The sequence below is a fragment of the Rheinheimera sp. genome (assembly GCF_037442345.1).
GTDB lineage: Bacteria > Pseudomonadota > Gammaproteobacteria > Enterobacterales > Alteromonadaceae > Pararheinheimera.
In genome coordinates, this window is the sequence record NZ_JBBIQL010000006.1 from 12903 (window position 1) to 27214 (window position 14312).

14 protein-coding genes are annotated in these 14312 nt (G+C 51.7%); 8 read left to right on the plus strand and 6 right to left on the minus strand.

Annotated elements, in window-relative coordinates; all coding sequences use genetic code 11:
* The first annotated feature begins 214 nt into the window (after window positions 1-214).
* Window positions 215-676 (plus strand): transposase, encoded by a 462-nt coding sequence (locus WKJ04_RS04670; RefSeq protein WP_337879334.1) that lies wholly within the window; start codon window positions 215-217, stop codon window positions 674-676.
* Window positions 677-847: 171 nt separating this feature from the next.
* Window positions 848-2221, plus strand: coding sequence for an MATE family efflux transporter (locus WKJ04_RS04675; protein WP_337879335.1), 1374 nt, complete (start codon window positions 848-850; stop codon window positions 2219-2221).
* A 22-nt stretch (window positions 2222-2243) separates the two neighbouring features.
* Here WKJ04_RS04675 and WKJ04_RS04680 read toward each other — a convergent pair whose 3' ends face one another.
* Entirely contained in the window at window positions 2244-2954 is a 711-nt protein-coding gene (locus WKJ04_RS04680) for an SGNH/GDSL hydrolase family protein (protein WP_337879336.1), read from the minus strand.
* Between the two features lie 244 nt (window positions 2955-3198).
* On the opposite strand from WKJ04_RS04680, the gene WKJ04_RS04685 reads away from it, so the two are divergent.
* From WKJ04_RS04685 to WKJ04_RS04710, 6 genes are all read left to right on the plus strand, one after another.
* The gene (locus tag WKJ04_RS04685; RefSeq protein ID WP_337879337.1) at window positions 3199-3654 is read left to right on the plus strand and encodes a hypothetical protein; all 456 of its coding nucleotides are present in this window, start codon (window positions 3199-3201) and stop codon (window positions 3652-3654) included.
* A 153-nt stretch (window positions 3655-3807) separates the two neighbouring features.
* A complete protein-coding gene (locus WKJ04_RS04690; protein WP_337879338.1) occupies window positions 3808-4941 on the plus strand; it encodes a glycoside hydrolase family 43 protein in 1134 nt (377 codons plus the stop codon).
* 52 nt (window positions 4942-4993) lie between these two features.
* Entirely contained in the window at window positions 4994-6007 is a 1014-nt protein-coding gene (locus WKJ04_RS04695) for an alpha/beta hydrolase (protein ID WP_337879339.1), read from the plus strand.
* A 924-nt stretch (window positions 6008-6931) separates the two neighbouring features.
* Window positions 6932-7957 carry a RelA/SpoT domain-containing protein gene (locus WKJ04_RS04700; protein WP_337879340.1) on the plus strand — a complete coding sequence of 342 codons (1026 nt, stop codon included), beginning with the start codon at window positions 6932-6934 and terminating at the stop codon, window positions 7955-7957.
* A 95-nt stretch (window positions 7958-8052) separates the two neighbouring features.
* The gene (locus tag WKJ04_RS04705; RefSeq protein WP_337879341.1) at window positions 8053-8316 is read left to right on the plus strand and encodes a hypothetical protein; all 264 of its coding nucleotides are present in this window, start codon (window positions 8053-8055) and stop codon (window positions 8314-8316) included.
* 11 nt (window positions 8317-8327) lie between these two features.
* On the plus strand, window positions 8328-8912 hold the full coding sequence (locus tag WKJ04_RS04710; RefSeq protein WP_337879342.1) for a hypothetical protein: 585 nt from the start codon (window positions 8328-8330) through the stop codon (window positions 8910-8912).
* A gap of 113 nt (window positions 8913-9025) precedes the next feature.
* On the opposite strand, the gene WKJ04_RS04715 is transcribed toward WKJ04_RS04710, so the two are convergent.
* From WKJ04_RS04715 to WKJ04_RS04735, 5 genes are all read right to left on the minus strand, one after another.
* Window positions 9026-9439 (minus strand): biopolymer transporter ExbD, encoded by a 414-nt coding sequence (locus WKJ04_RS04715; protein ID WP_337879343.1) that lies wholly within the window; start codon window positions 9437-9439, stop codon window positions 9026-9028.
* The gene (locus tag WKJ04_RS04720) at window positions 9440-10195 is read right to left on the minus strand and encodes a MotA/TolQ/ExbB proton channel family protein (protein ID WP_337879344.1); all 756 of its coding nucleotides are present in this window, start codon (window positions 10193-10195) and stop codon (window positions 9440-9442) included.
* 45 nt (window positions 10196-10240) lie between these two features.
* Entirely contained in the window at window positions 10241-10927 is a 687-nt protein-coding gene (locus WKJ04_RS04725) for an energy transducer TonB (RefSeq protein ID WP_337879345.1), read from the minus strand.
* Entirely contained in the window at window positions 10924-11604 is a 681-nt protein-coding gene (locus WKJ04_RS04730; protein ID WP_337879346.1) for a Fe2+-dependent dioxygenase, read from the minus strand. The genes WKJ04_RS04725 and WKJ04_RS04730 overlap by 4 nt, the downstream gene beginning before the upstream one ends.
* Window positions 11605-11744: 140 nt before the next feature.
* Window positions 11745-14075, minus strand: coding sequence for a catecholate siderophore receptor Fiu (locus WKJ04_RS04735; protein ID WP_337879347.1), 2331 nt, complete (start codon window positions 14073-14075; stop codon window positions 11745-11747).
* Between the last annotated feature and the right edge of the window lie 237 nt (window positions 14076-14312).

Consider the following 14312-nt stretch of genomic DNA (forward strand, 5'->3'; position numbering starts at 1 on the left):
ATGATAAAAATGTGTGGGTCACCGCCAACCAATAAATTGTCGTAGGGGCGGGGTTTGGCCCGCCCGACGTGAGACGGTTGATAATGTGTTTTGGGGCGCAGCAAGCTACGCCCCTACAATGTATCGGTGGGTATTGGATTCGAAGATGGAATAAAACCCCTGGGGCGGGGTTTAGCCCGCCCGTGGATAAATGAACAAATTTGTGGAGGCAAGGATGCTTCAGCGCAAACAGGTCAGGCTGGCCAATTATAACTATGGAAGCCCGGGTTGCTATTTTGTGACCCTGTGTTGTTGCCAACGGCAGCACTATTTGGGGTGGATTGACGAGTCTGGCTGGCATCCTAACAAGCATGCTGATGGGGTCTGCAGCCTTTGGCTGTCACTTCCACAACGTTTCCCTGGATTGTTGTTACATAGTTGGTGCATCATGCCAAACCACTTTCATGGCATCCTGGAGCTGACCTGTCAGACGCAAGCACAGCAGGTGAAACTGCATGACCCTATCCGTGTTTTTAAGTCACTTAGCAGTAAACTCTTTAGCCCGACAAAGTTATGGCAACGTGGTTTTTATGACCATGTGATACGTTCAGAGTGTGATTTTCTAAAAATTTCGAAGTACATCCAAAATAATCATCTGCAATGGCAATTGGATTATTTCAACTCAAGCAAACAATGACTGTAGGGGCGGGATTTACCCCGCCCGACGTGAGACGGTTGATCATGTGTTTTGGGGCGCAGCAAGCTACGCCCCTACGATGATAAAAATGTGTGGGTCACCGCCAACCAATAAATTGTCGTAGGGGCGGGGGTTAGCCCACCCGGATGACAACAGGCAGAGAGAACGAGAATGACAGATTTAACCCAAGGGCCTGTCCATAAACACCTGGTCAGCATGGGCTTGCCGATGATGATTGGGATGGTCGTGCATAGCCTGTATTTGTTTGTCGATTTGTATTTTGTGTCGGCACTGGGCGCCAGTGCGGTGGCGGCTGTCGGGGCAGGGGCGGCGCTGATGTTTTTGGTGATGGCGTTCAGCCAGGTGCTGGGGGTGGGCACGGTCAGTCTGATGGCGGTGGCCATAGGGGCGAAAAAGCGCCGTAAAGCCCGCCAGCTGTATCAGCAAAGTTTAACCCTGGCGTTAGGGATGACGCTGGGCACTGTAGTTCTGGGGTATCTGGGCATTGGGCATTATATGCAGCTGCTGTCGGATGACCCGGATGTGCAGCGTCAGGGGTATGCCTTTTTGCAAGCTTATCTGCCGGGTCTTTGCTTGGCTTACCTGTCGACAGTATTAGGCTCAGGCCTGCGTTCCTTAGGTATCGTGAAACCGGCCATGCTGGTGCAGCTGGCGTCGGTGGGCTGCAATATTGTGCTGGCGCCTGTGCTGATTGCCGGTTGGGGCACTGGTGTGCCGTTGGGGGTTGCCGGGGCTGGCCTGGCCAGTACCATATCGGGCTTGCTTGGATTTTTACTGCTGTTTTATTTTGTGCGACGCGAGCACAACGCCATGTTGCAGTTTGCCAAACCCGCGCGCTGGTCGCCTGTGCTGAGTAAAGCTTTGCTGAAAGTGGGTTTTCCGGCTGGTGGTGAATACGGCATTATCTTTTTGTACAGCGCCTTTGTGTATTGGGTGATTGCCGATATGGGCACTGAAATACAGGCGGCCTTTGGTATTGGTCTGCGTGTAGTGCAGGCGTTGTCGTTGCCCGCAGTGGCGTTGTCCTTTGCCATTCCTGCTGTGGCCGGGCAGAATTTTGGTGCCAAACGGTTCGACCGGGTTCGTCAGACCTTTGTAGCCGCGGCGCAAATCTCTTTTGGTCTGATGGGCTGCGCTTTGCTGATGATGCAGTGGCAGGCTGAACATCTGGTGGCATTTTTCACTTCAGACATCGCGGTGATTGCGGCCGGGGCTTTGTTTATCAAAATCAGCTCCTGGAATTTTCTGACGTCCTCGTTAGTCTTGTGCTGCTCAGGCATGTTTCAGGCGCTGGGCAATACCTTACCCTCGTTGCTGGCGTCGTTAAGCCGTTTACTGTTGTTTATGGGCCTGGTGCTGTGGTTGCAGCAGCAGGCTGGGTTTGATGCCGAACAAATCTGGTGGACGTCGGTAGTGACAGTGCTGCTGCAAGGCCTGCTGGCGCTGTATTGGCTGGACAGACAGATGAAAAAACGGGGCATTGGGCTGCTGGCCAACAGCCAGCCTGTGCAGGGGCGCGGTTAACCGCACTGCGACAAGGCAGGAGCTAGTCTGACGCCTGCAGGGCTTGTTGAATGGCGGGCGTGATCAGCGCCTCCATCACCTGGTAACCTGCTTTGTTCGGGTGAACCAGGTCTTTTGCACTGGTGTAGTCGGGCACCTTTAAACCGCCGTGACCGTCGACCAGAGCGCTGTAAAAGTCGACATAGGCCAGCTGATGCTCGGCCGCATACTGCTTAAGTTTCCGGTTCAGTGCCAGGATGTTCTGCGCAGGCTCGATACCCTGGCGCCACGGAAACGCAATGGCTGGCAACACCGAACATAAGATCACCCTGGCGCCATGCAGCTGCGCCAGTTCTGCCATTGAATAGATATTGCCTGCCGTAGCGTCCAAACTGACCGGGCCGCTGTTTTGCGCCAGATCGTTGGTGCCAGCCAGAATCACCACCACTTTGGGTTTCAGCGCAATCACATCGTCGCGAAAGCGCAGCAGCATCTGATGGCTGACCTGGCCGCTAATGCCACGGCCAATATAGCCATGGCGGGCAAAAAAATCCGGGTTGTGCACTGGCCAGAATTCGGTAATGGAATCGCCCATAAAGACCACACGCTTCTCACCCACAGCAGGTTGCCCCAGCCCGGCATTGGCCTGCCGGTACTTTTCCTGATTGGCGTACCCGCTGACAGAAAAGGGCCCGTTGGCCGCCGCCATGCTGGTGACAAAAATCAAAGGTAAACAGGCGATAGCTTTTCTCACGACAAAATTCCATAAGGCAAGTTATTGAATGTTATTTTAATTTTTCAGGTATCTTAACCAATGTCAATGCAACTTATGTTGCAGCGCTGTGATAGACGCTAAAGGAGTGCAATGGGCCCAAAGGGGGATCGCGATATAGGAAATTCGCAGCGATTCAGAAGCCGTTCTACTGATGGAGCCGACAAGAGAGGCGTGCAACCAGATAAAGCCTCTTATTGAACAGTCTTACTGACAAGGAGTTGCTATGAAATATTTCCTCGTACTTTGTTTTATGGTGTTCTGCGCAGCCGCCCAGTCTGACCATGCAGATGGTATTTCGAATAAAGTACTTAATGAGTACTTTAAGGATGAACTGAACTACGAAGCGTATTTCAGTAAATTTAAAACTGCTTTGTTAGCCGGCGATAAGCAACTGGTGGCATCACTGAATTTATACCCCCTTCGGGTTAACTATCCTTCCGGCCCCGTTTATTACGCCACCAAAGAGCAATTCATTGAAAATTACGACAAGGTGATTACTGCAGAATTGCTGAACAGAGTAAAAGGGCAGCAGTTTAAAAACTTATTTTATAACTACCAAGGGCTTCACATAGGCTTTGGTGACATTTGGTTTGGCGCCATTTGCCTTGACGGTGAGCAGTGCAAGAAGGTTGAAATATATGCCTGGGCTTACAATGTCATGTCGATAAGCAAGAAGTAGCTCTGCCCCTGGAAAAAACTGCAGCAGCAACGGCAAAATAAGGTAAATCTGTCCCCAGCTTTCGTAATGGGCTTATGGCGATTTTTTCTTTAAAAACTATGGTCATGAGCAATGACTGACTTCTAAAGTCTCAGGACGAAACGCATGCGCTGCATGTCAACTAAACACGTCAGGCCTCTGCTGTTGGCCGCAGTGCTGGCTGGGCTTTGGGCTTGCCCGGCAGAAAAGGCCCAGCTGACCGACACAACCAGGGCGGCCATGGCCGTGCCCGACACCTTTGCCAACCCCATTATTAAATACGACACAGCTGACCCAACCCACCAGGTGGGTGAGCTGATTTACACCGCCGACCCGGCCGTGATGGTGCTGGACGATACCGTCTACCTGTACAGCACCCACGATGAACAAAGTGCCGAAGGCCAGGATTATCGTATGTACGATTACCGGCTTTGGACCAGTCGCGACCTGCAGCGCTGGGAAAATAAAGGTGCGGTGTTTCGTTATTCTGATTTTGCCTGGGCACGCGGCGATGAAAAAACCGGCAACGCCTACGCCCACCATGTGATAAAGCGCAACGATGCGTCGGGCAAGCCACGTTACTACTTTTATGCTGCGGTGGAAGGCGGCCAGACCGGTGGGAAATTTGGTTTCTCTATTGGCGTGGCCGTATCGGACAACCCTGAAGGCCCGTTTAAAGACCCTCGTGGTATGCCCATGATTTTGCTGGAAGATACAGCGCAGTACAAAGACCACAGCTGGCGCAATATAGACCCGGCGGTTTTTGTTGACGATGATGGCCGGGCTTACCTGTACTGGGGCAACAAACAATTATGGTGGGTGGAACTGGAGGACGATCTGGTTCACCTCAAAGGTGAGCGTTACAGCCTGGACGGCCAGGGAAAAATGCAAAACCGCGACGCCAGCCAGGTGCAAATTCATGCGGTGGATACCTTACCCAATTTTGAAGAAGGGCCTTATGTGTCCAAGCATAACGGCCTCTATTACCTGGTGTATGCCGCTGGGTTTCCGGAAAGCCTGGCTTATGCCACCAGCAGGTCGGCCACCGGCCCCTGGCAGTACCGCGGCATTCTGATGGACCCTTTGCCCAACACCACCACTATTCATCCGGCGCTGTTTGAGTTTAAAGGCCACACCTATCTGGCGTACCACAATGCCGACCTGCCGGGGGGCGGTAATTATCGCCGTTCAGTGGCGTTGGACCGGGTGGTTTTCAATGCCGATGGCAGTATCAAACCTGTGATCCGCACCACAAAACAACCCAACTAATGGCCGGCCTGAATGGCGGCTTTGCATCACGGACACTAAGGAGACGGAGACTATGTACCCACCACGCACAGGCTTCAGTGCCATCTGGCGGCAATTCACTCACTTACATTCAGTGCCAAGCCATCGCACAGGGGGGCTGACGCGGCTGGCCCTTGTTGGCCTGGCGTGCTGGGCCTTGTTGGCCAGTACTCAGGCTGCGGCTCAGGCCCATGATGCGATGACGCCGATAGCCACCCCGGCTCAACCCACGGCCATTGAGCTTGGTACAGGCCCGCTGCCCAATGCCAAAGCCGTTGAGGCCTGGCATTCGCAGTACGGCAGCCAGTTTACCCGTAATGTGACACAAGCCACCTTAACGCCATTTTTTCCTGAACCGGGCAAAGCCAGTGGGGCGGCGGTGATCGTTGCACCCGGTGGTGGTTTTCGCACCCTGTCGATGGAAAATGAGGGCTGGCAGGTAGCACAAGCCCTGGCCGCCAAAGGGGTCACGGCTTTTGTGCTGAAATACCGCCTGAATCAGACACCCGCCGACATGGCCGCCTTTCAGGAAGAAATGGCGCAGATGTTTTCCGGCACAGCACGCCGCCCGCCGCGGCCTGACCCATCCACCATGAAAGCACAGCTGGCGCCACAAATTGCCGACTCCCGCGCTGCTTTTGCCTTGGTTCGTGCCAGGGCTTTGGAGTGGAAGCTCGACAAAGACCGCATTGGCATGCTGGGATTTTCGGCAGGTGCCATGCTGACTATGGCGACAGCTTTGGTGGGTGACGACGCCAAACCGGCCTTTATCGGCAACATTTATGGGCCTTTGGATGCAGTGCCAGTGCCTGCGGACGCGCCACCGCTTTTTGTGGCGCTGGCAGCCGACGACCCGTTTTTCGCCCACAGCAAATTCGGCTTAATTGAAAGCTGGCAAGCGGCGAAAAAACCGGTGGAATTCCATTTCTACGAGCAGGGCGGCCATGGCTTTGGCATGTACCCCAAAGAAACCACCAGCACCGGCTGGTTTAACGCCTTCGCCAGCTGGCTGCAAATGCATGGCCTGCTGCAACCTAAGGCGCGGTGAGTTAGCAACACTCAAGGTGTCCTGTAAGTGGGATGAGTAAACATGGCGGACCAGCCACCGGCAGTTATTGCGTTCGTCCGCTCACGCTTGGCCTAATGGGCTGAGCTTATAGTTTGTTGCTTATTCCGTAATAACTCTGTTTGGTTGATGGGAAGGCTGATTTGTGCCGATGGCAGACATATGTAGATCGGTATTGTCTCAAATATTTTAGATAAAGCCCTAAAAACACTGGTGAAACATCCAACACACGGTTATGAGTTAAATTTCGGGCAACTAGCGTATAGATAGTACGGATTTTGTCGCCTGTGTTTGTAAAGCATTAAAAAATGGTTGATAAATAGGAACTTCGGTATTAGCTTAGATTGAATAAATATCAGGAAAGAAGGCAATAAATTTTCCGACTTGCGTGCGTTATGGCTATTCAATTCATTTAGGTGAGGCACGATGAAACGAGATATGGAGATAATCCGTAAGCTATTGTTTGAAATTGAGGAGAATCCACGTCAATTAACCGTTGATGGATACAACAAAGAAGTTGTTAAATATCATGCTTTACTGTTGATTGAGGCAGGGCTGCTTGATTGCAAGGTTTCGGACACATTAGCAATACGTCAGTGGTACCCAGTCATATTTTCGTTAATCGTCTAACTTGGGATGGTCACGAGCTCCTTGATAATATTCGAAAAGAATCAGTTTGGAATGCTATCAAGTGAGAGTTTAAGAATGCGAGTGTCTCAACCATTTTGAACATAGGCAAAGAGCTTGCGGAAAGTTATGCAAAGAAAAAGTTGCGGTCTATTTTAGGTGAACAATAGTCATAACAAATCACGTCATTCGGGGCCTGTGGCCCCTGCGACGCTCACAAGTTCGAGCTCATGCGCAGGGCGTTAGGCAAAACTATCGTAATACGATTGGAATATTGACATGAATGAACAAGACAGGCCATTTCCAGGTGGGTCGAAAAGCCGAGTGAATCGAGCAGGTGACAATGTCCGACACGGAAGAGCTAATAGTGATGATCTTTATGCAATTGATGAATGGCGGGCCGCTCACAAAGTTGTGTTGAATACTTTTCAAGCGAGTTTGCGTAATAGAACTAGAAATAAAAGTATTGTTGTCGCACAAAGGCATAAGAGGCGGAACACGATCTTTAACAAGTTATTGAGACAGCCAAAGATGGAATTGTCTCGCATGGATGATATCGCAGGATGCCGGCTTATATTTGAATCAGTCGATGACTTAACTAAGTTTAGAGAGCAATTCCATAAGGCTCGATTCAAACACAAACGAAAAAATGACGTTGATAAATACAATTATTTATTGCGGCCGAAATCTACGGGCTACAGAGGAATTCACGATGTCTACAGTTATGATGTGAATTCTAAGAATGGCGAATTACATAAAGGCTTATTAGTAGAGATTCAGTACAGAACTTTAGTACAGCACGCATGGGCAACGGCTGTCGAGGTCATCGGTTTTATAACAGAGAATCAACCCAAATTTCAGCAGGGTGATAAGAGATACGAGCTCTGCATGGCATTGGCCAGTGAAATATTGGCAAGATATTATGAAGGCGGACACGGTCCGTTCCCTGAATTGTCTGATAAAGATTTAGTTAAGCAATTTCTTGAATTGGATGCGGAGCTACATTTAACCAGAAATTTTACGGGGTTGAATACGACTGAATCAGAGACTACAGCCAAAAGAAATACTATTTTGATATTTAAGCCAGATGGAGAGTTAGAGGCATTTTCATATAAAAGCGAATCAGATGCTCTTAAAGAACTCTTTAGAATAGAGAAAGAAAATCCTTCTCTTGATGTGGTTCTAGTGAAAGCAGATACGAGCGAGGAGATACGACTGGCTTTTAGAAACTACTTTTCCGATGCTAAGGAATTTATTCGGCTTCTCACACAAGCTATTGAGGGGATTAACGAAAAAACAGCCTAACAAGGTGCTGCTAGGGACAAACCTACACTGCGCTTCAGTTTGCCCCAGAGCAAGGTGTTGCAACTGAGAACTCCCTCTCAAATGGAGAAAATCAAATGAGTATTGATTCAGAGTTAGATAAAACCATTGCATCGTTAAGGAAGCTAACTGCAGCTCTACAGGATAATGCGCACTTAAATGACGAAGCTAAAGAGTTTTGTTTAAGACTTATCCGAGAGAATATAAAGCAAGTAGGTGGTTGGTATGCCGCAACAGGAGTGCCGACGTCCGTGCCAATTGGAGGGGGCGCTAGTTCGGGCAGCAGCAATGCGAAATGCCCCCACTGTAAGAAAGATATTTATGTAAAGAAAGCACCATAGGAAAGGGCATGATGGATTGGAGTATTATAGGTTCAGGAATTCTTGGTTCACTTGTAGGTGCAATTGTTGCAATTGTTTCCGTTTATTATTCTCACAACTTAAATATGAAAAAGGAAGAAAATGCTCATGCGTCGGCATTACTAAACTATAAGCAAGCTCTTTACGATGAATTGGATGTGTTTTGGAAGGCATACAGGCAAGGAATTGGAAATAAAATTTCAATTGCAAGTGAAGAATTTATTCTAAATGAATTTTATCCTGAAATAATTACGCCATTTGCTATTTATGAGGGGAACGTAGGGTTTCTTGGTAAAATTAAAGAATCTGACTTACGAAGACTAACTGTTAAAGCTTATAGCGAAATTAAAGCTCTGTTGGCTCAATTGTCTCTACATAACAAATTGTTGGTTAAATATGAAGAGGCGCATTGGAAAAATATAGAGAATTCAAATGAATATATGCAAGCTAAATTTGAAGGTATGAGAAATAGCGTGTATGCAAGTACAAGGATCTTGGTCTCTCTTCATAAAGAGAGTGAGTCGTCATTAGACGCATTACTCCGAGAGTTTAATAAGCATGGTGTGCTCTCAAGCTAGCTCTAACAAACACGTCAATTTGGGCACTCACAAGATCGCGCCTATTGCTCGGGCGTTATCGTCTGCTTTTCGCAATAAGCTGCCTTTAAAACCAATGAAAATACAAGTCCCTGCTAGGACGCGGGCTCGCTGATAAAGCCCAGTTTGAGTAAACCGGCTTGCTGCACGGCGGCCATCACTGTTAACACCTGCTCATAAGGTGTGGCTTTGTCGCCGCGGATATGAATTTCCGGCTGCTGAGGCAAGGCGGCCTGTTCCGCCAGTTTGACGGGCAGGGCGTCGCGGGGGATGGCGTCGTTATTCCAGTACACTGAGCCGTCGGCCTTCACTGTTAAGGTGACGGTGCTGGGTTTGGTCTGGTGTTGTTCGTTGCTGACGCGCGGCAAATCCACCTTCACACTGTGGGTGATCACCGGCACTGTAATAATAAAGATGATCAGCAGCACCAGCATCACGTCCACCAAAGGCGTCATATTGATTTCGCTCATCACCTCGTCGTCCTGGTCAAATCCGCCGCCAAAAGCCATTTATTTTGCCTCCTTCAGTGGCACCACCATGGCGCTTTTCGGCGCGGCCCCTGTTAAAAAGTAGGCGTGCAACTGGTGCGCAAAGCGGTTGAGTTTGCCTAAAACGTCTTTATTGCCGCGTTGCAGCGCGTTGTAACCCAGCACGGCCGGAATAGCCACCGCCAGGCCAAAGGCCGTCATAATCAGGGCCTCACCGACCGGGCCAGCCACTTTGTCGATACTGGCCTGGCCCGAAGCACCAATGCTGACCAAGGCGTGGTAAATGCCCCACACCGTGCCGAACAAACCCAGAAAAGGCGAGGTGGAGCCCACAGAGGCCAGAATGGCCAGGCCTTTTTGCATCTGCTGGGCGCTTTCGTCAATGGCGCCACGCAGGCAACTGGTCAGCCAGTCGGCCAAAGGCAAATGGCCGTGTAAATCCTGCTGATGGCTTTGGTGGTGATCCAGCGCCGCCTGGCCTTCGTCTGCCACGTAACGGAATGGGTTGGCCGGGCCGCCTTGCTCAGAGGCGGAGCTTAAAATGCGCAGTCCTTCGGTAAAGCTTTGGGCGTGCCAGAAATCGCGGCTGGCGGCCGCTACTTTTTTCAGCCGCCATAAATTCAGCGCCCGCAGCACTATCACTGTCCAACTGGCGACCGACATCAACAACAACAGCACTGCCACTGTTTTAATGACAAAATCGCCTTGGGCCCACAGGGCGGCAATGCCGTAAGGGTTTTCCTGCATCAGGGTGGTTCCTGTTAACACGTCATTCATGGGGATATTTCTCTGCGTTTAAACTATTTGTCTGACCGATCATCATTAACTTTTGGCCGCCGGATTGAGCTGAAACACCACCGGCTGGGCAAACCATAAATCGACCGGCTGGCCCAGCTCTTTGGCCGGGCTGTAAGTCCAGTGCCGCACCGCATTGACGGCCGCCTGATCCAGCCGTGGGTAGCCTGAGCTGGTTTTCACTTTCAGCTGGCCGACTTTACCTGTTTTCAGAACCAGCACGTCCAGCACCACTGTGCCTTGCTCTTTCAGCTGGCGCGACAGCTTGGGGTAAACCGGCGCTTTGTTCACCGCTTTATTGGCGGACGCCACGGGCGGCGTGCTGCTGGGCTCTGGCTCGGCAGTTTTCACCGGTGCAACAGGGGCCGGTGTTTGGTCTGGCTTGCTTTCGCCTGGCTCTGGCGCACTGACTGCGCGCTCTGAGGCGGCGGCTACCGGCACTGGTTTAGGCACTGGCTTGGGTTTTGCTTTTACCGGCTTGGGTTTGGCCGCTTTGGGTTTGGGCGGCTCTGGCTTTTTTTCCGGAATGAGCGGTTTAGGCTTAGGCGGCTCAATAGCCGGTGGTGCCGGCGGCGTCGGCACCGGAATAATCACGCCTTCAATGGCTTTGGCCACAGGCGCTGGCAGCGGCGCTGAGCTCAGGCTGACAGCGGCGGTAAGGCCCGCCAGATGCAGGGCCAACACCAAAGCAAACAGCAGTGCAGGGCGTTTCACAGCTCGGCCCACATGCGTACTAAATTATGGTAATGCGAAGTGAGCGCCACGCTTTGTGGGCTTTCACCAAACTGCTGGCGCAACGACTGTATGGTCTGGTCCAGTTCAAACAGCATCTGGCGTTGTTCGGCTGAACGCACCATGCTCTGAGTCCAGAAAAAACTGCAGACCCGCTCGCCTTGAGTTACAGGCAGCACCTGATGCAGGCTGCTGGACGGGTACAGAATCAAGTCACCGGCGGGCAGTTTCACTTCATGCAAACCAAAGGTGTCCTGAATTTGCAGTTCACCGCCCTGATAGTCGTCGGGTTCTGATAAAAACAAAGTCGAAGACAAATCAGTGCGCAGGCTGAGTGTGGAGCCGGGAATTCCACGAATAGCCCCGTCCACATGCAAACCATAATGCTCGCCACCCTGGTAGCTGTTAAACAGCGGGGGCACGGAGCGCAGCGGAATAGCCGCCGCCATAAAAAGCGGGTGCTGGTACAGCGCCTGCAGAATAATGCTTCCCAACTCGCGGCCAAGCGGCGAGTCCACCGGCAGCTGTTTGTTGTTCTTCACCAAAGCCCCTTGCGGCCCGACCGTTTCGCGGCCGTCTGTCCAGTTCACTGCAGCCAGTTGCTGGCGGAACTGCGCCACCTGGGTTTTGCTTAGTACTTCAGGTATATGCAGTAACATAAAAATCAACTCGTTGTTGTGGCGAAAGGGGCGGGGTAAACCCCGCCCCAACACAAAGGCACTGTTGACGCATCCATTTTCACTGTAGGGGCGTAGCTTGCTGCGCCCGTGACAGGTCCAACGCCTACGCCCATTGTCTATCAGAACTTCACATTGACACCCAGACGGGCCGAACGTGGTGTGCCCATAAAGTAACGCGAGCCGCCGTTGTTCAGTGAAGACATATACTCTTCGTCCAACAGGTTGTAGACGTTCAGCTGCACATCCACAGTCGGGGTAACAGGGTAAGACGCCATGGCGTCCACCACCCAATAATCCGGCACTTCAGGCACTGAGGTTTTCGCCAGGTTCAGTGTCGTGCTGCTGGAGCGGGAGACTGTATCCACATAACGCAGGCCTCCACCCAGCACCAGGCCATTGCCAAAGCTGTAGCTGTTCCACAGCGTCAGGGTCAGCTCCGGAGTCCATTGGATCACGCCGCCATCGGTCGGGTTGGTACCAGATTGGTTACCTCGGGTAATTTCACTGTCCAGGTAAGCGGCACCGGCGCTGATTTGCCAGGCCGCGGTAATAGCACCCACTAAGCCCAGTTCGACACCACGGACCTGACGTTCACCGACCTGGGCGGCGGCGCCTGTCGGGTCTGTGGCAATTTCGTTTTCGTTGGTGCTTTCAAACACCGCAGCCGTGAACGCCAGTTTATTGTCGAATACATCCCATTTGGTGCCCAGCTCCAGGTTGGTGCCTTTTTGTGGGTCCACATTGGCGTTATTGATGTTGTTGGCTGTGGCACTTAACGCAAAGTTAGCGCCGCCCGGCGGTAACTGGGTGGTTGCATACGACAAATACACACTGCCATTTGTCGCCGGCTTATACAAAGCTCCCACTTTGTAACTGGCCAGATTGTCTGAGGCTTTTAAGGTTGAGCCTAACAAGGTGCCCACCGGAATATTTTGTGGGGTGCTGGTGCCCTGCACAGTGACAAGGTCAGTTTCTGTGCTGTAGTGCTCAAAACGGCCGCTCAGGTTCAGTTGCCACTGGTCGTTCAGGTGCAGGGTGTCCAGCACATACAGCGCCGACGTCATGGTGCTGCCTTCGGTGCTGGCACCGGTGTGAACCGGGTCAACGAAGCTGTCGCTGGTGCTTGGGTTGTACAGGTTGGCTGCAGCCTGGCTGGTGCCGGTTGGCAGCGCCAGCGTGTAGTTGCGCTGGCTTTCATAAATAAATTCCAGGCCTGAGCTGATGTCATGGCGGATAGCGCCGGTCTGCACACTGGTGTTCAGCTGGGTCTGGTTGGTCAGAATACGGTTACGCTGGTCTTTGCCCTGACGTGAACGGGAAATGGTCCAGTCGTTCGGATCCTCAATAGCCACAGCCGCAGCGCCAGAACCCGTGGTGGTGGTGATGGCATTGACACCTGTGAGCAGATAATCCTGGTCCGACTGACCAAAACGTGAGGTGTTACGCAGCACGGTGTTTTCGTTCAGGTCGTGTTCCACTTTGGCGGTGACCATAGTGGCTTTGACATCATCCTTGTCATGGCGGGAACCGTAGAAATTGCTGGTGTCGACCGGTGCAATGGTTTTGCCGGCATTCGGGCCACCGTTCGGGTAGTTGGTGCTTGGGTCGGCGTCAAAGGCGGCATTGTAAAAGCCTTCCAGGCCCACAGTTGGAATACCACCGTCAGGGATATTGTCCTGATCCAGGTGGAACAGGTTCAGGTAAGCGCGGGTGGCAGTGCCTAAACCCAGCGCCAGTGAGCTGGCAATACCGAGACGGTTATCTTCCACCACGTCGCGGCCAGCCACCCCTGAATCCTGCGCCAACAGGTTCACCCGCAGCGCACTGGTGTCGCCAATCTGGCGGTTCATATCCAAAGTGCCACGTTTGTAAGAGCCTGACCCAGCGGTCAGATTGGCCACAGAAGAATCCTCCAGGGTTGCCATTTTGCTGGCCAGGTTGATATACCCTGAAGAGGAACCACGGCCATTGTCGGCACCGGCCGGACCTTTGGCAATTTCCACCTGTTCGGTATTAAAGGTGTCGCGGCTGATGGTGCCTAAGTCACGAATGCCGTCCACAAAAATGCTGCCCTGGGTATCAAAACCACGCATAAAAATAGAGTCGCCGGTGGCGGTGTTGCCGTTTTCACCCATCAGCATGGTAATGCCCGGGGTGTTACGCAGTGCATCGGACAGGGTGGTCGCCGCCTGCTGCTGGATCAACTCTTTTTTCACCACCACAATAGTTTGTGGCGTGTTGACCAGCGGCTGAGTTTGTTTGGTTGAGCTGACACTGTCAGCTTTGTACTGTGCTTCGACTTCGTCTGCACTCACCACGACTGCATCCAGTTCGGTTTGTGTCTGTTGAGCCTGCGCCACTGCAGGAATAGCCAACGCCAGAGCTGAAGCCAGCAGGGTACTGTTGAACTGGGTCACCTGCGAATGTTTTTTTGCTTTGATAAAAGCCATCGGACAAAATCCTTGTGTGAATTTATGTTAATGCAGAGATGTTTTTTGTTTACAAATGTCGTTTACAAACCTGGGTCTCCGGCGCCGGAGCGGCACGATTTTATCTGTAGCAAAATATAAATGCAAACTGTTTGCATTTGCGTAATTGAGCTTTTACAGAGGTCAGGGCAGGCATTGCCGCCAAAAACAGTGGCATGTTAATGTTGGTAAGATGTTAAGTTTTGGAAAACAAAGGAA